General features: G+C 45.8%; 20 protein-coding genes. 1 reads left to right on the plus strand and 19 read right to left on the minus strand.

What is annotated here, in order from left to right:
- Positions 1-117 precede the first annotated feature (117 nt).
- The 18 genes from bamB to trmJ all read right to left on the minus strand — a co-directional run bounded on the left by bamB (position 118) and on the right by trmJ (position 15,933).
- The gene (bamB, locus tag INR79_RS14425; RefSeq protein ID WP_223094815.1) at positions 118-1,275 is read right to left on the minus strand and encodes an outer membrane protein assembly factor BamB; all 1,158 of its coding nucleotides are present in this window, start codon (positions 1,273-1,275) and stop codon (positions 118-120) included.
- Between the two features lie 12 nt (positions 1,276-1,287).
- Complete coding sequence (locus INR79_RS14430; protein ID WP_022596645.1) at positions 1,288-1,902, minus strand: YfgM family protein; 615 nt, start codon at positions 1,900-1,902, stop codon at positions 1,288-1,290.
- A 12-nt stretch (positions 1,903-1,914) separates the two neighbouring features.
- On the minus strand, positions 1,915-3,183 hold the full coding sequence (gene hisS, locus INR79_RS14435; RefSeq protein WP_223094816.1) for a histidine--tRNA ligase: 1,269 nt from the start codon (positions 3,181-3,183) through the stop codon (positions 1,915-1,917).
- Positions 3,184-3,201: 18 nt separating this feature from the next.
- Positions 3,202-4,326, minus strand: coding sequence for a flavodoxin-dependent (E)-4-hydroxy-3-methylbut-2-enyl-diphosphate synthase (ispG, locus tag INR79_RS14440; RefSeq protein ID WP_004401977.1), 1,125 nt, complete (start codon positions 4,324-4,326; stop codon positions 3,202-3,204).
- Between the two features lie 26 nt (positions 4,327-4,352).
- Complete coding sequence (gene rodZ, locus INR79_RS14445) at positions 4,353-5,339, minus strand: cytoskeleton protein RodZ (protein ID WP_223094817.1); 987 nt, start codon at positions 5,337-5,339, stop codon at positions 4,353-4,355.
- Positions 5,329-6,084 carry a type IV pilus biogenesis/stability protein PilW gene (gene pilW / locus INR79_RS14450; protein WP_004401975.1) on the minus strand — a complete coding sequence of 252 codons (756 nt, stop codon included), beginning with the start codon at positions 6,082-6,084 and terminating at the stop codon, positions 5,329-5,331. Before pilW ends, rodZ begins: the two co-directional genes overlap by 11 nt.
- Before the next feature lie 45 nt (positions 6,085-6,129).
- Complete coding sequence (locus INR79_RS14455) at positions 6,130-7,248, minus strand: bifunctional tRNA (adenosine(37)-C2)-methyltransferase TrmG/ribosomal RNA large subunit methyltransferase RlmN (RefSeq protein ID WP_004401974.1); 1,119 nt, start codon at positions 7,246-7,248, stop codon at positions 6,130-6,132.
- Positions 7,249-7,473: 225 nt separating this feature from the next.
- Positions 7,474-7,905 (minus strand): nucleoside-diphosphate kinase, encoded by a 432-nt coding sequence (ndk, locus tag INR79_RS14460; protein WP_004401973.1) that lies wholly within the window; start codon positions 7,903-7,905, stop codon positions 7,474-7,476.
- A gap of 68 nt (positions 7,906-7,973) precedes the next feature.
- Positions 7,974-9,266 (minus strand): aminopeptidase PepB, encoded by a 1,293-nt coding sequence (pepB, locus tag INR79_RS14465; RefSeq protein WP_200766713.1) that lies wholly within the window; start codon positions 9,264-9,266, stop codon positions 7,974-7,976.
- Positions 9,267-9,446: 180 nt separating this feature from the next.
- The gene (gene iscX / locus INR79_RS14470) at positions 9,447-9,647 is read right to left on the minus strand and encodes a Fe-S cluster assembly protein IscX (protein WP_004401971.1); all 201 of its coding nucleotides are present in this window, start codon (positions 9,645-9,647) and stop codon (positions 9,447-9,449) included.
- Between the two features lie 12 nt (positions 9,648-9,659).
- Positions 9,660-9,998 (minus strand): ISC system 2Fe-2S type ferredoxin, encoded by a 339-nt coding sequence (fdx, locus tag INR79_RS14475; protein ID WP_004401970.1) that lies wholly within the window; start codon positions 9,996-9,998, stop codon positions 9,660-9,662.
- 23 nt (positions 9,999-10,021) lie between these two features.
- A complete protein-coding gene (gene hscA, locus INR79_RS14480; RefSeq protein ID WP_223094819.1) occupies positions 10,022-11,875 on the minus strand; it encodes a Fe-S protein assembly chaperone HscA in 1,854 nt (617 codons plus the stop codon).
- Between the two features lie 13 nt (positions 11,876-11,888).
- A complete protein-coding gene (gene hscB, locus INR79_RS14485; protein ID WP_022551462.1) occupies positions 11,889-12,404 on the minus strand; it encodes a co-chaperone HscB in 516 nt (171 codons plus the stop codon).
- 102 nt (positions 12,405-12,506) lie between these two features.
- Positions 12,507-12,830, minus strand: a complete 324-nt coding sequence (iscA, locus tag INR79_RS14490) for an iron-sulfur cluster assembly protein IscA (RefSeq protein WP_004401967.1) — start codon at positions 12,828-12,830, stop codon at positions 12,507-12,509.
- 63 nt (positions 12,831-12,893) lie between these two features.
- Positions 12,894-13,277 carry a Fe-S cluster assembly scaffold IscU gene (gene iscU, locus INR79_RS14495; RefSeq protein WP_004401966.1) on the minus strand — a complete coding sequence of 128 codons (384 nt, stop codon included), beginning with the start codon at positions 13,275-13,277 and terminating at the stop codon, positions 12,894-12,896.
- Positions 13,278-13,311: 34 nt separating this feature from the next.
- Positions 13,312-14,526 carry an IscS subfamily cysteine desulfurase gene (locus tag INR79_RS14500; protein WP_022551463.1) on the minus strand — a complete coding sequence of 405 codons (1,215 nt, stop codon included), beginning with the start codon at positions 14,524-14,526 and terminating at the stop codon, positions 13,312-13,314.
- A gap of 56 nt (positions 14,527-14,582) precedes the next feature.
- Entirely contained in the window at positions 14,583-15,089 is a 507-nt protein-coding gene (iscR, locus tag INR79_RS14505; RefSeq protein WP_004401964.1) for a Fe-S cluster assembly transcriptional regulator IscR, read from the minus strand.
- A 118-nt stretch (positions 15,090-15,207) separates the two neighbouring features.
- Complete coding sequence (gene trmJ, locus INR79_RS14510; protein ID WP_223094821.1) at positions 15,208-15,933, minus strand: tRNA (cytosine(32)/uridine(32)-2'-O)-methyltransferase TrmJ; 726 nt, start codon at positions 15,931-15,933, stop codon at positions 15,208-15,210.
- 231 nt (positions 15,934-16,164) lie between these two features.
- Between trmJ and suhB the strand changes: the two genes are divergently transcribed.
- Entirely contained in the window at positions 16,165-16,968 is an 804-nt protein-coding gene (gene suhB, locus INR79_RS14515; protein ID WP_004401962.1) for an inositol-1-monophosphatase, read from the plus strand.
- A 101-nt stretch (positions 16,969-17,069) separates the two neighbouring features.
- On the opposite strand, the gene nlpI is transcribed toward suhB, so the two are convergent.
- Positions 17,070-17,951, minus strand: a complete 882-nt coding sequence (gene nlpI, locus INR79_RS14520; protein WP_200767418.1) for a lipoprotein NlpI — start codon at positions 17,949-17,951, stop codon at positions 17,070-17,072.
- Between the last annotated feature and the right edge of the window lie 113 nt (positions 17,952-18,064).

Consider the following 18,064-nt stretch of genomic DNA (forward strand, 5'->3'; position numbering starts at 1 on the left):
TAGGTAAACTGTGGATGATCTTTCCTGAGTTTACCTATAACCACATGGGTTAATTATCAATAAAACGGCTCTTGACTGAGAGCAGCCAAGAGCCGTTTGTGAATTATATCACGTTATCTACTGAATCTGCATTTTCTTTACAGAGCCAGAGCGTGTCACCACTACGTAGCTTTGATCAACAACCACAGGACCTACAGCAAAACCGCTGTCATCCACAAGTTGCTGAGCGACAAACTCGCCAGAGTCCATATCAAGCCAGTGCAAGTAACCTTCTGTATCGCCAACAACCAGACGTCCGTTAACAATGCTTGGTGCGGTGAGCAGGCGATGCTCTAACTGATTGTTACTCCAGATCTCGGTGCCACTTCGTGCATCAACGGCAACCAAATGATCTTTATCGGTAACCAGATACAGATTTGTACCATCCGTAACCATATCCGTCGCTGATGAATAGGTACGTTTCCAAGTAGGCGCACCCGATCTTAAATCTATGGCAACTAACTGACCATTGACACCTACGATGTACAAGGTGCTGCCGATGATAACCGGAGAGGCATCTGCATCAACCAGGCGATCAATTTCTGTAGAACCTTTTGGTGTGCCTACAGGTTGCTGCCAGATAAGCTGACCACGGGCCACAATCGCTGCTGCAATTCGACCATTAGCGGTTCCCCAGAACACGCCACCAGAAATTGTCACTGGTGTGCTATCACCACGCAATGTCAGCGCGGGTACTTCTGAGCTCACTGTCCACTCTTCAGAACCATCTTCCTGGTTTAGAGCAACCAAGACACCGCGAGAGGTATGAACCATAACCAGGTTTGCGTCAGTTGCTGGAGAAGCGAGGACTTCACCTTCCACTTTCGAACGCCAAAGCAGCTCACCGTTCTCAGCCGATAGTGCAATCAGCTCACCGTTTTCACTGCCGATGAACAGCTTGCCATAAGCTGCTGCAATACCACCGGACAAACGTGCCGTAGTTTCAGACTCAATAGTCACTGACCAGTTAGACTTGCCAGTGTTTGGGTCAAGCGCTTTGACCTGACCGTCACGACTCGCGACAAAAACATTGTCGTATGCATAAACAGGCTTTAACTTCGAAAAGTAGTGCCCTACTCCATCACCAATAGAAGCAGACCATTCTCTCTCTGGAGTGAACTGACTTTCCACAACGGGCAATGGTGCCATGACGATGGTGTCTTCTTCACCGGCACAGCCTGCTAAACCTGCAACAGCCAGCGCGCACATCAAAGCTCGGTTGAGCACTTTCTTCATTCGATGTAACCCTTACTTCGCCAGATCGTCCAGCTTCATTTGTAGCGCTTGGCTTGTGTCAGACTGCTGCTGCGCTTCAGAGTAAGCAGCATAAGCGCCTTCAGTGTTGCCTTGACGAAGCAGAATGTCTCCACGAAGCTCCGCAATTCGACCTGCCCAACCAGCTTCTTTCACTGAATCTAGCTTAGTCAGAGCTTCATCAAACTTTTCCTGCTCTGCCAATACACGAGCTTCACGCACTGTAAGAAGAGAAACGATTGACTCATCTTTGGTGTTCGTTTTCGCCCAGCTTAGTTGCTCAAGTGCTTTGTCTAGCTCACCCGCTTCAACAAACGCTTTCGCCAGTTGAAGTGCAGCCAATACGGAGTATTGAGAATCTTTGTTTGCTTCAATAAATGCCAATGCATCAGAAGAAGACTCGGCACCAGATGTCTGAATTTGCTTTAGCACACCATCGTACGCCAAAGAGGCAGCATTCTGAGCATCAGCTTGTGAATCTTGATAGAAACGCCAGCCAAAAATACCACCTAAGCCAACCACCGCACCTACGATGACCGCTTTACCATTCTCTTTCCACCATTCTTTAATGGCTTCTACCTGTTGTTCTTCAGTATCGTAGAGTTCCACGTCCTGTCCTCTTTAGATCAAATGCTTAAGTTGCTCGGCAACCTCTGCCTGAGCTACTGTTGTTTGTTCGCCACCAAGTAGATCTTTCAGAACTACCGTGCTTTCAGCTACTTCATTTTCACCCAGCACAAGTGCGACTGCAGCGCCGACTTTGTCAGCACGCTTAAATTGTTTCTTAAAGTTTCCACCGCCAAAGTGCGTCATAACGCGCAGACCTGGTAGTGTTTCACGCAGTTGTTCTGCCAGTTTCATACTCGCCATCAGCGTACCTTCGCCAGCACTCACCATATACACGTCAACCGCTCGGCGAGTTTCAGCCAGTTCCAGTTCTTCCAGCATCAATACCAGACGCTCAAGCCCCATCGCGAAGCCAACGGCTGGTGTTGCTTTACCGCCAAGTTGCTCAACCAGACCATCGTAGCGACCGCCGCCACATACAGTGCCCTGAGCGCCTAAGCTTTCAGTGATCCACTCAAATACGGTGCGGTTGTAGTAATCCAGACCACGAACCAGGCGCTGATTAACTTGGTATTCGATACCAGCAGCGTCAAGAAGTTCACACAAACCAGCAAAATGTGCTTTAGAATCTTCGTCAAGGTAATCGGACAACTGTGGCGCATCAACAAGAATCGCCTGGATATCTTTGTTTTTGGTATCCAGCACACGAAGTGGATTGGTGTGCATACGACGTTTACAGTCTTCGTCCAGGATATCAATGTGTTGCTCTAAAAATGCAATCAGAGCAGTACGGTAATTTGCACGAGCTTCTAAAGAACCGATGGAGTTCAGTTCCAAGCGAACGTGTTTGTCGATGCCAAGCTCACGCCACAGACGCGCCGTTAGCATGATCAGTTCAGCATCAACATCTGGTCCATTCAAACCAAAGACTTCAACACCACACTGGTGGAACTGGCGGTAACGACCCTTTTGCGGGCGCTCATGACGGAACATAGGTCCCATGTACCACAAACGCTGTTCCTGGTTGTAAAGCAGACCATTTTCAATACCTGCACGTACACAACCTGCGGTGCCTTCAGGGCGAAGCGTCAGGCTGTCACCGTTGCGATCTTCAAAGGTGTACATTTCTTTTTCAACCACATCGGTGACTTCACCGATAGCTCGGCTGAATAGATGCGTCATCTCAACGATAGGCATGCGCACTTCACTGTATCCGTACGCACTGATCACATGTTTCACCGCATTCTCCACTTTTTGCCAAAGAGGAGATTGTGTTGGGAGGCAGTCGTTCATGCCTCGGATTGCTTGTATCGTTTTTGCCACAGTTTTATACCGTTGAGATTATTGTTTATCGATTAAATTGATGTCGATGCGGTTATTCTCGTCTAGCATCGACGCTTTCGCGCGAATCTTCGCTTCTAGCTTGTTAACGAGATCATCATTGTCGAAACGCTCTTTTTGACGTTTACCATCTTCGTAAAAAGCACTTTTCTTGTTACTGCCTGCAAGACCTAGGTGGGAAACTTCTGCTTCACCCGGTCCGTTCACCACACAGCCGATAATGGATACATCCATTGGTGTAATTATGTCTTCGAGACGTTCTTCCAACGCGTTTACTGTGTTGATCACATCAAACTCTTGGCGTGAACAGCTTGGGCAGGCAATAAAATTAATGCCGCGCGAGCGGATTCGAAGTGACTTCAGAATGTCGAAGCCGACTTTAATTTCCTCTACCGGATTCGCTGCCAGAGAAATACGTAACGTGTCACCGATTCCTTCAGCAAGCAGCATGCCTAAGCCAACCGCTGATTTCACAGATCCAGCACGCGCACCACCAGCCTCAGTAATGCCGAGGTGGAGGGGTTGGTCGATCTCTTTTGCCAGCAAACGATAAGAATCGACGGCTAGGAAAACATCGGAAGCTTTAACACTGACCTTGAACTGGTCGAAGTTAAGACGGTCGAGGTAATCCACATGGCGCATTGCCGATTCCACCAGAGCTTCTGGTGTTGGCTCGCCGTATTTCACCTGCAGATCTTTTTCCAAAGAACCGCCATTTACGCCAATGCGAATTGGAATGTTTTTATCACGCGCACAATCGACAACCGAACGAACGCGAGCTTCATTACCAATGTTACCTGGGTTGATTCGAAGGCAGTCAACACCGTACTCCGCAACTTTCAATGCGATACGGTAATCAAAGTGAATATCGGCAACCAATGGCACCTTCACCTGCTGCTTAATAAGCTTGAACGCTTCTGCCGCTTCCATAGTAGGAACCGACACACGAACAATATCTGCACCAACGTTTTCCAACGACCGGATTTGTTCCACAGTGGCGTCAACATCGGTCGTTCTGGTGTTGGTCATGGACTGTACCGCAATTGGGGCACCGTCACCGATCGGCACATCACCCACATTGATGCGGGTCGATGCACGACGTTTAATAGGGGATTCGTGTTGCATAATTGCTTTTAGACTAACTCAGCTTGCTAGGGTAATTTGAATCTTGCTACTTTGCCCGCAGTATACCCAGAAAGGTCTACCGCTTCACCAGCAAATGTCATTGTAACACCCTCAGGAGCACCTAATATGACGCTGTAAGGGGCTTGACCGCTCAGAGTAAGCTGATGTCCCGCTTTTTTAACACCAGTTGCAAGGACTTTTCCATCTGCGTCTTTAACCTGAATCCAGCAATCTGCCGAAAACGACATAGATACTTGATTTGATGTTACTGGAGTTTCAGATTGCGACGGTGCTTCTGGCTGCTGTGCGGGTTCATTTTCAACTACTGCGACCTCGGGTTCTGGGTCGGAAACAGTAGATGAGTTATCAACGGGCGTAGCTTCTGTTGATGTGTTTTCTGTCGTTGCTTCGACACTCGAAGCATCAGGTTGTGCTTGCGAATCGGGCTCTGTTTGAGAAGATGCTTCTCGCTGCAAAGGTTGCGTAGAGGCAACGTTAAGTTCGCGCTGTGCTTCAAGCACCGCTAAATCCGCTTCGGATTCCTGAGACAAAGACCCTTGAGACGAGACAAGTTCAGAGACAGATAAGGTGTCCTGGCTTTGATTTTGCCACCACCAAACCGATGAAATTCCGACTAAAACGACCAATACACCCCAAGTAATTAGCATGATGCGGCTGTCGTGTTTTTCGCGGTTAGTTTTACGGGAAAAGCTTTGCATGGCGTGCTCTTTGTGCTCGTCTTCAAGCGCGCCTTCTAAAAGAGGAAGAACTTCATCATCAGAAAGCCCTACCGCCTTTGCATAAGATCGCAAATAGCCACGGGTAAAAGTGGCTACTTGGTCAGATTTGAAGTTATTTTCTTCAATGTTTTGAATCACTGCTAAGCGGAGTCGCAGTCGGTCAGCAATGTCTTTTTGCGATAACCCAAGCTTCTCGCGCTGTTGGCGCAGTACATCACCCGGCAGAGGTAATGTAGAAATAGTCATATTTTCTGCAGTTTGTTCAATACTCATTCGCTACGTACTTCTGATATTGAATCGAGTCTGGGTATTTATCTTTTAATACGCTTGCGTATTTATTTGCCAGAGATTCATTGCCTGCTTGTTTTTCTAGTTGAATGAGCAGACCTAAACTCGATGCACGATACCCATATCTATTATGAAATTTTAAAAGTCTGACCCTTGCTTCACGATACTTCTTTTTTTGTATTTCTATTTGTGTCAACTGAAGTATAGAAACCACTCGGTTTGGGTCATGATCCAACGAACGAGAGAAATAATATTCAGCCTTATCCTGATCACCGTGCTTAAGCGCACACATCGCCGCATTTTGGTAGCTGGCTGAAATCAAGTAATAATATGGCTGCTCAATAGCACGGTTAAAGAATGCATCGGCTTCGTCATAGCGTCCGATCTTACAAAGAAATGTACCGTAGTTATTGAGAACATCACCGTTCTTTGGCGACTCCCTTAGTGCCTTCTTATAGGCTTGCTCTGCTTGACCGTTTTCACCGACTTCTTGATAAAAGTGAGCCATTGCGATCAACGAGCGATAATATTTTGGCGCATAGCTCACGGCTTTTTCAAGGTTTTCCCTTGCCCGGATCATGTCTCTCGACTCCAGGTAGTTTAGCCCCAAACTTATACGCGCTTCCGCCGCTTTAATTTTATCGAACTGATTATTAGCGGGTTGTTCAGTAACTGTAACACAACCTACTAACAAACTAACCAGAAATATGCCCGCAATTCTCACCAACATCACACTCCCTTACTGTGCGGGGAGCCTTCCGGGTCAATTATCAAGTCAGATTGACTTCACCGCGATTGGTTCCCCATGCTGTTTAAGTTTTGTTCGTTTTGTACGATCGATCACATCACCAACCAGCTGACCACAGGCTGCATCGATGTCATCACCACGTGTTTTACGAACAGTCACCGTGTAATCGTGCTTCATCAACGTTTTCATAAAACGGTCAATGCGCGAGTTACTTGGCTTGCGATATGGTGAACCAGGATAAGGGTTAAAAGGAATCAAATTTATCTTAGCAGGCGTATCTTTTAACAATTCTGCGAGTTGTCTTGCATGTTCCATATCGTCATTCACATGATCTAACAGAACATACTCAATGGTTACCTTGCCACGGTTAGCATTAGAAGAGGCAATGTATCGTCTTACGGACGTTAAAAAGTCTTCAATGTCCCAACGATCATTAATTGGCATGATTTCACTACGAAGCTTATCGTTTGGAGCATGCAGAGAGATCGCGAGCGCAACATCAATGTTACCCGTCATTTGGTCAAGACCAGAAACCACACCTGATGTGGAAACCGTCACACGACGCTTAGACAACCCAAAACCTAGATCATCAAGCATTAGCTCCAGAGCAGGAATCAGGTTCTTCATGTTGAGAAGCGGCTCACCCATACCCATCATAACGACGTTGGTGATCGGACGACGACCTGTTTCTTTTTCTAAACCAATTTCACGAGCGGCACGCCATACCTGACCAATGATTTCAGATACTTTCAAGTTGCGGTTAAAGCCCTGCTGAGCGGTCGAGCAGAACTTACACTCAAGTGCACAACCAACCTGAGAAGAGACACACAAGGTGGCGCGATCGTCTTCCGGAATGTAAACCGTTTCAACATCCTGATCGCCCACACGCATCGCCCACTTAATAGTACCGTCCGTCGAGTGCTGAGCTTCTGAAACATACGGTGCACGAATTTCAGTTAATCGCTGAAGTTTCTCACGCAGTTTCTTGTTGATGTTGGTCATTTTCTCGAAGTCGTCGACACCAAAATGGTAGATCCACTTCATGACCTGATCGGCACGAAATGCCTTTTCGCCTAATTCATCGGCGAAATATTTTCGTAGCCCTTTTCGGTCAAAATCCAGCAGATTTACTTTTTCAGTGCTCATGTTGCCTCTCGCGGTGGAACTTTATTTAAGGGCGCGAATTGTACAGCCTTTACCCAATGACAACAAGAGGCCGAGAGTAAGGTTATTGATAAGAGATTAATTTTAAATCGATTAAAAATTAATCAAAATAATATTCTCAAGAATAGCAGAGTAAATATGAGAGAAAAGAGAAGAGATTGTGAAAAAGAAACGCTCTGATATTTCAGAGCGTTTCTTTGATAAACGTTAGTCGTTACGAGGGCAAATCTCAGAAGTCGGGAAGAAGTACTCGATTTCACGTGCAGCAGATTCTGGGCTGTCACTGCCGTGCACAGAGTTAAAACGCATGCTTTCTGCGTAATCTGCACGGATGGTACCGCATGCTGCTTCCTCTGGGTTCGTTTTACCCATGAGTTCGCGGTAACGTGCAATCGCATCTTCACCTTCAAGCACCTGAACCATAATAGGTCCTGACGTCATGAATTCTTTCAGTCCTTCGAAGAAAGGTTTACCTTCGTGCTCAGCGTAGAAGCCACTTGCCTGTTCTTCAGAAAGGTGGACCATTTTTGCCGCAATGATTCGAAGACCGGCTTTTTCAATACGGTTATAGATTTCACCCACAAGGTTTCGCTTAACTGCATCGGGCTTGATGATGGAAAATGTTCTTTCTAGAGCCATAAGATGTCCTTCGTACTATCGTTATAATATTTTTGCTGGCAGGTTTCCGCCTGCATGCCGAATTCTGATTATTTCGCCTGTTCAGTGAGAATACGAGCCAGAGTGCGAACACCCATGCCCGTTGCACCTGCAGACCACTTATCACTTGCACTCTTACGATACGTGCCTGCGCAGTCAAAATGCAACCAGCCTTTCTTGTAGTCATTCACAAAATAAGACAAAAATGCTGCTGCTGTGCTTGCGCCAGGCGAATACTGACCGCTACTGATGTTTGACATGTCAGCAAAGTTCGACGGAAGCATTGAACGGTGGAAATCAGCCAGTGGAAGAGGCCATAGCCCTTCTTTTTCTTCATTGGCGTATGAAATCGCTTTTGCAGAAAGAGCATTATCGAACGTCAGCAGTGCGTGGTAGTCGTTACCCAATGCGTTCTTCGCCGCACCAGTCAGAGTTGCACAATCAATGATTAGCTCAGGGCTGTGTTCACTCGCATACAGCAGACCATCAGCCAGTACCAAACGACCTTCCGCATCGGTGTTCATGATCTCAACCGTTTTACCATTCTTGTAGGTAATGATGTCGCCCAATTTGAATGCTCGACCAGAAATCATGTTCTCAGCACAGCAAAGGATCAACTTAACTCGCTTATTGAGACCACGTAGGATCGCAAGTGCTAGACCGCCAGTGATCGTACCGGAACCACCCATGTCTGCTTTCATCGCGTCCATAAAACCAGATGGTTTAATGCTGTAACCGCCAGAATCAAAGGTGATGCCTTTACCAACCAGACACGCAAATACTGGTGCGTTTTCGTCACCTGTTGGGTTGTAGTCTAGTTGTAGCATTGCAGAAGTACGCTCTGAACCACGACCAACCGCGTAAATGCCTTCCCACCCTTCAGTCAGAAGATCTTTGTCTTTTACAATACGGTAAGTTACGTGCTCAGGAGCTAGAGACTTGATGAATTCACCCGCCATGGTTGCCAATTGGCGAGGCGCCACTTCTTCAGCGCTTTTATTGATGATGTCACGAACCCAATCGCCCGCTTTGATACGCGCTTTCAGTTCTTTTTCTGAATTTTCTTCAAGCTCAGTCCATACCACTGAGTTTGTATTCTTTGGACTACGGAAACCTTGGTAAAACGCCCAGATAGTTTCAACGTTCCAGCCTTCTCCTTCCAGAGATACCGCTTTGATTCCTTGACCGTCCAGCTTACGACCCGCACGTTGAGCGACGTCTGTCAGGTCGTTGTCTGTATGGTGAATGGTTGCACCTTGCTCGGTAAAAGATAGGATTGCTTTCTCACCCCAATGAGGTTGTGCCGCTTGTGAGGAAATGAATACCGGCATTTGAGTAGACATGATTTCTCCTTGTCTTGGTGTCGTAATCCTTGCAATTCTTTATTACGACTGTGTTTCTTTTCACTAGTTTCAGAATGTTAGCATTATGTTCGAGTTAAATGTCATTTGCATAAAAAAAACGGGCAATTAAGCCCGCTTTTTTCAGTAAATAATGTTAGGTCACATTATTTTGCTTATCTTTTAATCTGCTTCATCCATCCAACACAGAATAATTGCTTCAAGGATTTTTTCGTTTGATCGGTTTGGATCGTCGTCAAAATCCTCTAGCTCGCAAATCCAACGGTGCAGGTCGGTAAAACGCACTGTTTTTGGGTCTGTATCCGGATATAAATCACAAAGCTCAATCGCGATATCTCGCGAGTCAGTCCATTTCAAGCTCATATCTCTTCCCTATTAATGATCTTCAGCCGCGTGGTTTAAGGTGTATTTCGGAATCTCAACAACCAAGTCTTCATCTGCAATAACAGCCTGACAGCCAAGACGAGATTCAGGCTCTAGCCCCCACGCTTTGTCTAACATGTCGTCTTCCAGTTCATCACTCTCATCCAGTGAATCAAAACCCTCGCGAATCACAACATGACATGTTGTACATGCACAGGATTTTTCACACGCGTGCTCAATTCCAATTCCGTTTTTAAGTGCGACATCTAATACAGACTGACCAGTTTGTCCTTCTAATACCGCACCTTCTGGGCAAAGATCTTCATGAGGTAAAACAATAATCTTAGGCATTTTAAATTCTCAAACTTCTTCTGTTAAATGTCATCAACCGACTGACCAGATAAGGCAGTACGGATGGATTTGTCCATGCGTCGCGACGCAAATTCCTGGCTGGCTTTATCAGTATCCTTGATGCCTCGCTCAATCGCGTCGGCATTATCGCCGTTTCGAAGCGCAATCAATGCTTCGATGGATTTTAGCAACACTTGCTGTTCATCTTCAGACAACAGCTCGTCACCATCTGCCTGCATAGCAGCGACCAAACCTTCAATTACTCTGTCTGCTTCTACACGCTGCTCTGCCAGTGCGCGAGCTTGCATGTCTTCTCTAGCATAGGTCATGGAATCTTTGAGCATGCCAGCGACTTCATCATCACTCAGACCATAAGAAGGTTTCACTTGGATTTCTGCCTGAACACCCGTGCTTTTTTCCATTGCAGTAACAGAGAGCAGGCCATCCGCATCCACTTGATAGGTGACGCGAATATGCGCCGCACCTGCAGTCATAGGAGGGATACCTTTTAGCGAGAATTTCGCCAGAGAACGACAGTCGTCAATCAGCTCACGTTCGCCCTGCGCGACATGAACCAGCATGCCCGTCTGACCATCTTTGAAGGTAGTAAACTCTTGAGCGCGAGCGACAGGGATCGTGGTATTTCTTGGAATGATCTTCTCGACCAGACCACCCATGGTTTCGATGCCCAATGACAGCGGAATGACATCCAACAACAGCATTTCAGAATCCGGTTTGTTACCCGCTAAAATATCTGCCTGAATCGCAGCCCCAATGGCAACCACCTCATCGGGATTGATGCTTGTTAGTGGCTCGCGATGAAAAAACTCACCGACCATTTCACGAACGTATAAAGTCCGGGTTGAGCCACCTACCATCACGACTTCTTGAACTTCTTCCGCACTTACACCTGCATCTTTAAGGGCGCGGCGACATGAAAGCAAAGTCTTTTTCACTAGAGGATGAATCAACTCATTGAAGGTGTCACGAGACAGCGAACCTTTCCAAGAACCAAATTTAATCTCGGTAACGGTGGAATCAGACAAAGCAATCTTTGCCTGAGTTGCTACATCCAACAAAGCACGGTTTTCCTGGATCGATAGATCGCCTTGGTAGCCCGATTGCTCTTTGATGTAGTCAGCGATGATATGATCGAAATCATCACCACCCAGAGCAGAGTCTCCGCCAGTGGCTAAGACTTCAAATACCCCTTTGGATAAACGTAGGATTGAGATATCAAACGTCCCTCCTCCCAAGTCATAGACGGCAATAACTCCCTCTTGACCTGAATCCAATCCGTAAGCAATGGCTGCTGCGGTAGGTTCATTAAGAAGGCGCAGTACGTTCAATCCAGCTAACTTAGCTGCGTCTTTAGTGCCAGCACGCTGTGCATCATCAAAGTACGCAGGTACCGTAATCACAACCCCAGTTAGCTCGCCACCCAAGGTTTCTTCAGCACGCTGACCGAGAGATTTCAAGATCTCAGATGACACTTGAATCGGGTTAACGTTACCTTGATCGGTTTCAATTACTGGCAAACCATTTTCGCTGGCTGTGAATTGATAAGGTAAAGATGAATAACGGTTTTGAATATCTTCCAGAGAACGACCAATTAGGCGTTTGACAGATATGATGGTTTGTTTTGGGTCAGACTGCGCATGCTCACGTGCAGCAGTTCCGACTACAGGATCCTCAGAGCCATAATACACAACCGAAGGCAGAATGCTTTCACCCTGCGCATCCACCAGTGGCTTGGCGGTTCCACTTCGAACCGATGCCACCAGTGAATTGGTTGTACCGAGATCAATCCCCGCCGCGAGCTTATGCTCGTGAGGCGCGGAGCTTTGACCTGGCTCTGCAATTTGAAGTAATGCCATTGAAATTCCTTTATTATGCGAACAACTTTTCTTCCAGTTGCTCTATCTCATTTTGTAATTTGGCAATAAATTTTAGCTTGCGAATACCATTCGCAGCATTTTCCAGTGCTTCTTCAGTCAATGACTGAACCATCTCATCTAAGTGAGATTGATACAGTTTACTGACCTTTTTTTCAAAATCGAACAGCTCGGACTCTGGATCAGATGAAGACTCGATCTCTTCCAATGCTTCCCTCAGTTCCATTTGCTCCATTAGGAACATCGGGTCTTGCATGGTGTTTTGCTCGTTGCGAATATCTACCCCTTTAAGAGACAAAAGATATTCTGCGCGAGAGATGGGTTGCTTCAAAACTTGAAATGCATCGTTTATTTGAGCGGCTTTCTGAACCGCCATAAGGCGATCGCGCTCAGACGAGGTCGCAAATTTATCAGGATGAAATTGACGCTGAAGTTCTCTAAATTGGGTGGACAACGCAGTGACATCGAGATCAAATTGGCGAGAAATGCCAAACAATTCAAAATGATCCATTATCTGTCTCTCAATAATATTGGGCAAAATTCAAGACGGGTGGAAAGTACAAAACGCAGCCTTCACTGCGTTTTTGTTCATTTTATTTATTGATGTTTGCGATTAAACATTAAAGCTTTCACCACAACCACATTCGCTCTTCACGTTAGGGTTGTTAAACTGGAAGCCTTCGTTCAAACCTTCTTTGACAAAATCTAACTCAGTTCCATCAAGGTAAACCAAGCTTTTCGGGTCAATGATGATTTTCACATTGTCTTGTTCGAAGATTTCATCTTCGTCATTCAATACATCAACAAATTCGAGAACATATGCCATTCCTGAACAACCTGTGGTTTTTACCCCAAGTCTCAAACCGATACCTTTGCCTCGGTTATCAAGAAATGCTCTGACCCGGCTTGTTGCCGCTTCTGTCATGGTAATGGCCATACTGCACCCTGCTTACATTAGTGAATTTAAGACAGGAGAGCGCTTTTCTCTCCTGCTTTAACTTTAGGAGTCGTGTTTCTTTTTGTAATCAGAAACAGCGGCTTTGATTGCATCTTCTGCCAGAATTGAGCAGTGAACTTTTACTGGTGGTAATTCAAGTTCTTCTGCAATTTCTGCATTTTTAATTGCTGCCGCTTCATCAATGCTTTTGCCTTTTACCCACTCTGTAACAAGAGAGCTGGAAGCAATTGCACTGCCGCACCCATAAGTCTTAAATTTCGCGTCTTCAATAATGCCTTCAGGGGACACTTTGATTTGCAGTTTCATTACGTCGCCACATGCTGGCGCGCCAACCATACCACTTCCGACAGATGGATCTTCTTTGTCAAATGAACCAACGTTGCGTGGGTTTTCGTAGTGATCAATAACTTTTTCGCTGTATGCCATAATCTTTTACCTCGAATCCTCTATATTCCTTAGATTAGTGGTGCGCCCACTCAACCGTACTCAAATCAACACCTTCTTTGTACATATCCCATAGAGGAGACATGTCGCGCAGTTTATCTACTGCTACGCGAATTTTTTCGACGGCGTAATCCACTTCTTCTTCTGTCGTAAAACGACCAAATGAGAAACGGATAGAACTATGAGCCAGTTCATCATCCAGACCTAACGCACGTAAAACGTATGAAGGCTCTAGGCTTGCAGACGTACACGCAGAGCCAGAAGATACAGCCAGATCTTTTAATGCCATCAGCAGTGATTCACCTTCTACAAAGGCAAAACTGATGTTTAGGTTGTGAGGAACGCGTTGGTCAAGGTCACCATTAACGGTTAACGCTTCCATACCTTCCAAACCTTTTAACATGCGATCGCGCAGGGCTTTAGCATGTTCAAAGTCTTTCTGCATATCTTCTTTAGCGATGCGGAACGCTTCGCCCATACCAACGATTTGGTGTGTTGGCAGTGTACCTGAACGGAATCCACGCTCGTGACCGCCACCGTGCATTTGTGCTTCTAAACGAATGCGTGGTTTACGGCGAACGTAAAGTGCACCAATACCTTTTGGTCCATAAGCTTTGTGAGCCGACATCGAAATCAGGTCTACTTTCATTTCTTTTACATCTAGAGGCACTTTGCCTGCAGACTGAGCTGCATCAACGTGGAAGATGATTTTGCGCTCTCGGCAAAGCTCGCCGATCGCAGAAATGTCCTGAATAACGCCAATTTCGTTGTTAACGTGCATGATTGACACTAAAACTGTGTCTTCGCGCATGGCTTCTTGAAGCTTATTTAAGTCGATGATGCCGTTGGATTCTGGCTCAAGGTATGTCACTTCATAACCTTCGCGCTCAAGTTGGCGACAAGGGTCTAAAACCGCTTTGTGCTCGGTCTTACAAGTGATGACGTGTTTGCCTTTTTTACCGTAAAAGTGCGCTGCACCTTTTATCGCTAGGTTGTCTGATTCGGTTGCACCTGAGGTAAAGACAATTTCTCTCGGGTCAGCATTAAGTAGTTCAGCGATTTGCTCACGAGCAGTATCTACTGCCTCTTCTGCCTGCCAGCCATAACGATGCGAACGAGATGCCGGGTTACCGAACGTCCCGTCCATCGTCATGTACTGAACCATTTTCTCAGCAACGCGAGAATCAACTGGGCATGTTGCTGAATAATCAAAATAAATAGGCAGTTTCATTCTTTACTCCAATGTAAGATAGTGCCGCTTTTAATAAGCGATCATTTTATTATCGATTAAGAGCGTGCATTTACACCGATGGGAGCGGTGTTTGTATTTTTTTGTCCAAACCCATGGTTGAGCGCCAAGTCAATGTCCTGACGGTCAGATATTTCTAACACTTCATTATCAAGCATCAGCTCGCCAAGCGTGATGTTGTTAAGAAACTCACTAATTCTAGCACTTAAGTCACGCCAAAGTGTGTGAGTTAGGCAGCGAGAGCCACCTTGGCAGTCGGCTTTACCACTGCATTTGGTTGCATCGACAGATTCGTCAACGGCTGAAATAACCATTCCGATTGCAATTTCATTCGCATCTGCACCTAGGCGGTAACCACCACCAGGACCACGAACGCTGGCAACCAGACCTGCTTTACGCAGTTTTGAAAACAGTTGTTCTAAGTAAGAAAGAGAAATTCCCTGACGCTCTGAAATATCCGCCAGCGGGACTGGGCTCTCTTGCGAATGCAGAGCAACATCTAACATTGCTGTTACTGCATATCTTCCTTTTGATGTAAGTCTCATATCGCATCGTATCCACAGTAAGTTTGTGGATAGAAGTTTTCCATACCTGACTAAATTGGTCAAGTATTTATTTGACTAAAATAGTCAGGTATTTAACCATTAATTTAATGCGGTTATTTTACTTTGATATTTTCTTTTGTACGGAGGTCAGAATCCCTCTCAAGATATTGATTTCCTGTGCTTCAGGTCGAGCTCTGGAGAATAAACGTCGAAGTTTGTTCATCACCTGACCAGGGTTATCGCTATCAATAAACTGGGTTTGTGTGATGACTTTTTCAAGATGCTCATAGAACATTTCCAACTCTTTATGCCTTGGATATTCTTCCTGCTCGGCTCTAGGATGGATACTTGTCTGATCATTTAAATGCGCAACTCTCACTTCGTAAGCAAGAGTTTGAACTGCCATAGCCAAATTTAATGAACTGTATTCTGGGTTTGCTGGAATACAGACATGATAATGACAGCGCTGAAGTTCTTCATTTGTCAGCCCGGTTCTTTCACGTCCGAATACCAATGCCACAGGATGGCTTTTTCCTTCTTTGGCAAACAGCTCTCCACACTCTCGCGGCTCAAGCATTGGCCATTCCAGTGTGCGCGATCGAGCACTAGACCCGACGACCAAACCACAATCTTCTACGGCTTCTTCAAGGGTACTTACGATTTGGGCATTTAACGCTATTTCACTTGCTCCGGCCGCCAATGCAATAGCCTGAGAATCAACCTCACATTGTGGATCCACCAACACCATATTGGATAGTCCCATCACTTTCATTGCGCGTGCTGCACTGCCTATGTTTCCTGAATGAGATGTGCCAACTAATACGACTTTTACTTGGTCTAACATGGTGTTTAGATACCCGCTATTGAAAAACCGCGAAATAGTATCACAACACCAATAAAAAGGTTATCTCAATCCAATGGAGGGGCTTGCTTTCAATCACACTGCCAGAATCCAGTGTCAACGTAGGTTTCCACTCACCTCAAAAAGGGTAAAAAATAACCACTTCCTTTTTGTAGGAACTCTGATATACTCCCCGCCGCTTTATCGTTCTTTAACATCCGTTGGGAAATTTGTATGCATCCAATGCTTAACATTGCTATTCGCGCTGCGCGAAAAGCAGGCAATCACATTGCTAAATCACTAGAAAACGCTGACAAAATTGAGTCAACTCAGAAAGGCAGCAATGACTTTGTTACTAACGTAGACAAAGAAGCAGAAGCTCTAATCATCGATACCATCAAAAGCTCTTACCCTGAGCACTGTATCGTTGCTGAAGAAAATGGTCTTATCGAAGGTAAAGATAAAGACGTACAATGGATCATCGACCCACTGGATGGCACCACTAACTTCGTTAAAGGTCTACCACACTTCTCTGTTTCCATCGCCGTTCGTATGAAAGGCAAAACAGAAGTGGCGTGTGTATACGACCCAATGCTTAACGAACTGTTCACTGCTCAACGCGGTGCAGGCGCACAACTCAATAACGCACGTATCCGTGTTCCTCAATTGAAAGATCTTCAAGGCGCAGTTCTGGCAACAGGCTTCCCATTCAAGCAAAAGCAGCACTCTGAATCTTACATGAAGATTGTATCTGCATTGTTTGTTGAATGTGCAGACTTCCGCCGCACTGGTAGTGCAGCACTTGACCTATGTTACTTAGCTGCAGGTCGTGTAGACGGCTTCTTTGAGTTAGGTTTGAAACCATGGGATATGGCGGCGGGTGAGCTGATTGCTCGTGAAGCTGGCGCGATTCTTACAGACTTCTCTGGCGGCACTAACTACATGCAATCAGGCAATATTGTTGGCTCTAGCCCACGCGGTGTTAAATCAATTCTAAAACACATCCGCGAAAACGGTAATGAAGCTATCCTGAAGTAATTTTTTACTGTCACACGCTGAATAAAACGCCCGGTTACTATGAAGTGACCGGGCGTTTTTTATTTGGAAGCAACCTAAATGGCGAATTACGGATCCTGTATCTAAATACTTGCGGGTTGAGTTGAATCCTTGGCTTGTTCTGCTTTCAGTTCACTGTAGATATTGCCGAGTTCCATATAGGAATATCTGTGTTCTACATACTCATACACGTTAAAAGAAAGCGCCAGTTTGTAAAGTGAGATAGCGTTACCGTAGTCTCCCTGAAGCTGGTAGCGCTTAGCCAGGTAGAAATAGGTTTCCGTTAAACGCTGCGATAACAGCTCGTTATCGTTGGTTGCACTGACAATAGCCTTGAGAGCTCGTTCTTCTGAGATTTGCTCTAGCATTAATGCAACCATCAACCACCCCCAACGCTCACTTCTCTGCTCGTAGCGAGTCATCAGTTTTTCTTTCGCTGCTTCGGCATCAACTTCACGCTCTATCAGATACAGCCACAGCGCTCGAAACGGATCTTCTGGGTCATCGTCATAGTGCGTTGACATTTCTTCCAACGCTAACTCGAACCTTGATCCATAGTACAAGGCAATAGCACGATTTCTTTCTGCATATTGGTTGCTTGGGTCAAGCTCAAGTGTGGAATCAAAAGCATCGTAAGCAGCATCAAATTCACGTTTTTCAGTGAAGTAAACACCAAGAAGGTTGTACACATCTGGCTGACGTGGATTGATGTTTAAGGAACGTTCAAAATCAAGGCGTGCTAAATCGCGTAACCCTACGCTATCGTAGTAGTTACCTCGCTCATAAAACATCTTAGCGCGGACTTCTTCCTTAAGATCCTGTCTTTGCAGAAGCTGAGTTAATCGCGCAATCTGCACTTCCTGCTGAATACTTGGTTGGAGCGGCACCGCCATGGGTGGGTATAGCCACTGGTTTTGGTTGGATGCACACCCTGTCAGTACCAGAGCCGATACAATCCCGACCATTTTTAACCATTTTGCCAAACTGATTCTCCTTAATTCGCGTCAATACTGAGCAGTTATAAAAGTGCTCGTTATATATAGTAACCAATACTGAAAATTTGACGCTTTGTACCTGT

It is taken from the genome of Vibrio sp. SCSIO 43132, from assembly GCF_019904195.1.
Lineage (GTDB): Bacteria > Pseudomonadota > Gammaproteobacteria > Enterobacterales > Vibrionaceae > Vibrio > Vibrio nigripulchritudo.

What these genes read in the sequence shown, in the direction of transcription:
- bamB (WP_223094815.1), bottom strand. Translation starts at nt 1,275, where the DNA reads ATGAAGAAAGTGCTCAACCGAGCTTTGATGTGCGCGCTGGCTGTTGCA.
- ispG (WP_004401977.1), bottom strand. Translation starts at nt 4,326, where the DNA reads ATGCAACACGAATCCCCTATTAAACGTCGTGCATCGACCCGCATCAAT.
- rodZ (WP_223094817.1), bottom strand. Translation starts at nt 5,339, where the DNA reads ATGAGTATTGAACAAACTGCAGAAAATATGACTATTTCTACATTACCT.
- pilW (WP_004401975.1), bottom strand. Translation starts at nt 6,084, where the DNA reads ATGTTGGTGAGAATTGCGGGCATATTTCTGGTTAGTTTGTTAGTAGGT.
- INR79_RS14455 (WP_004401974.1), bottom strand. Translation starts at nt 7,248, where the DNA reads ATGAGCACTGAAAAAGTAAATCTGCTGGATTTTGACCGAAAAGGGCTA.
- ndk (WP_004401973.1), bottom strand. Translation starts at nt 7,905, where the DNA reads ATGGCTCTAGAAAGAACATTTTCCATCATCAAGCCCGATGCAGTTAAG.
- pepB (WP_200766713.1), bottom strand. Translation starts at nt 9,266, where the DNA reads ATGTCTACTCAAATGCCGGTATTCATTTCCTCACAAGCGGCACAACCT.
- iscX (WP_004401971.1), bottom strand. Translation starts at nt 9,647, where the DNA reads ATGAGCTTGAAATGGACTGACTCGCGAGATATCGCGATTGAGCTTTGT.
- fdx (WP_004401970.1), bottom strand. Translation starts at nt 9,998, where the DNA reads ATGCCTAAGATTATTGTTTTACCTCATGAAGATCTTTGCCCAGAAGGT.
- hscA (WP_223094819.1), bottom strand. Translation starts at nt 11,875, where the DNA reads ATGGCATTACTTCAAATTGCAGAGCCAGGTCAAAGCTCCGCGCCTCAC.
- hscB (WP_022551462.1), bottom strand. Translation starts at nt 12,404, where the DNA reads ATGGATCATTTTGAATTGTTTGGCATTTCTCGCCAATTTGATCTCGAT.
- iscA (WP_004401967.1), bottom strand. Translation starts at nt 12,830, where the DNA reads ATGGCCATTACCATGACAGAAGCGGCAACAAGCCGGGTCAGAGCATTT.
- iscU (WP_004401966.1), bottom strand. Translation starts at nt 13,277, where the DNA reads ATGGCATACAGCGAAAAAGTTATTGATCACTACGAAAACCCACGCAAC.
- INR79_RS14500 (WP_022551463.1), bottom strand. Translation starts at nt 14,526, where the DNA reads ATGAAACTGCCTATTTATTTTGATTATTCAGCAACATGCCCAGTTGAT.
- iscR (WP_004401964.1), bottom strand. Translation starts at nt 15,089, where the DNA reads ATGAGACTTACATCAAAAGGAAGATATGCAGTAACAGCAATGTTAGAT.
- trmJ (WP_223094821.1), bottom strand. Translation starts at nt 15,933, where the DNA reads ATGTTAGACCAAGTAAAAGTCGTATTAGTTGGCACATCTCATTCAGGA.
- suhB (WP_004401962.1), top strand. Translation starts at nt 16,165, where the DNA reads ATGCATCCAATGCTTAACATTGCTATTCGCGCTGCGCGAAAAGCAGGC.
- nlpI (WP_200767418.1), bottom strand. Translation starts at nt 17,951, where the DNA reads ATGGTCGGGATTGTATCGGCTCTGGTACTGACAGGGTGTGCATCCAAC.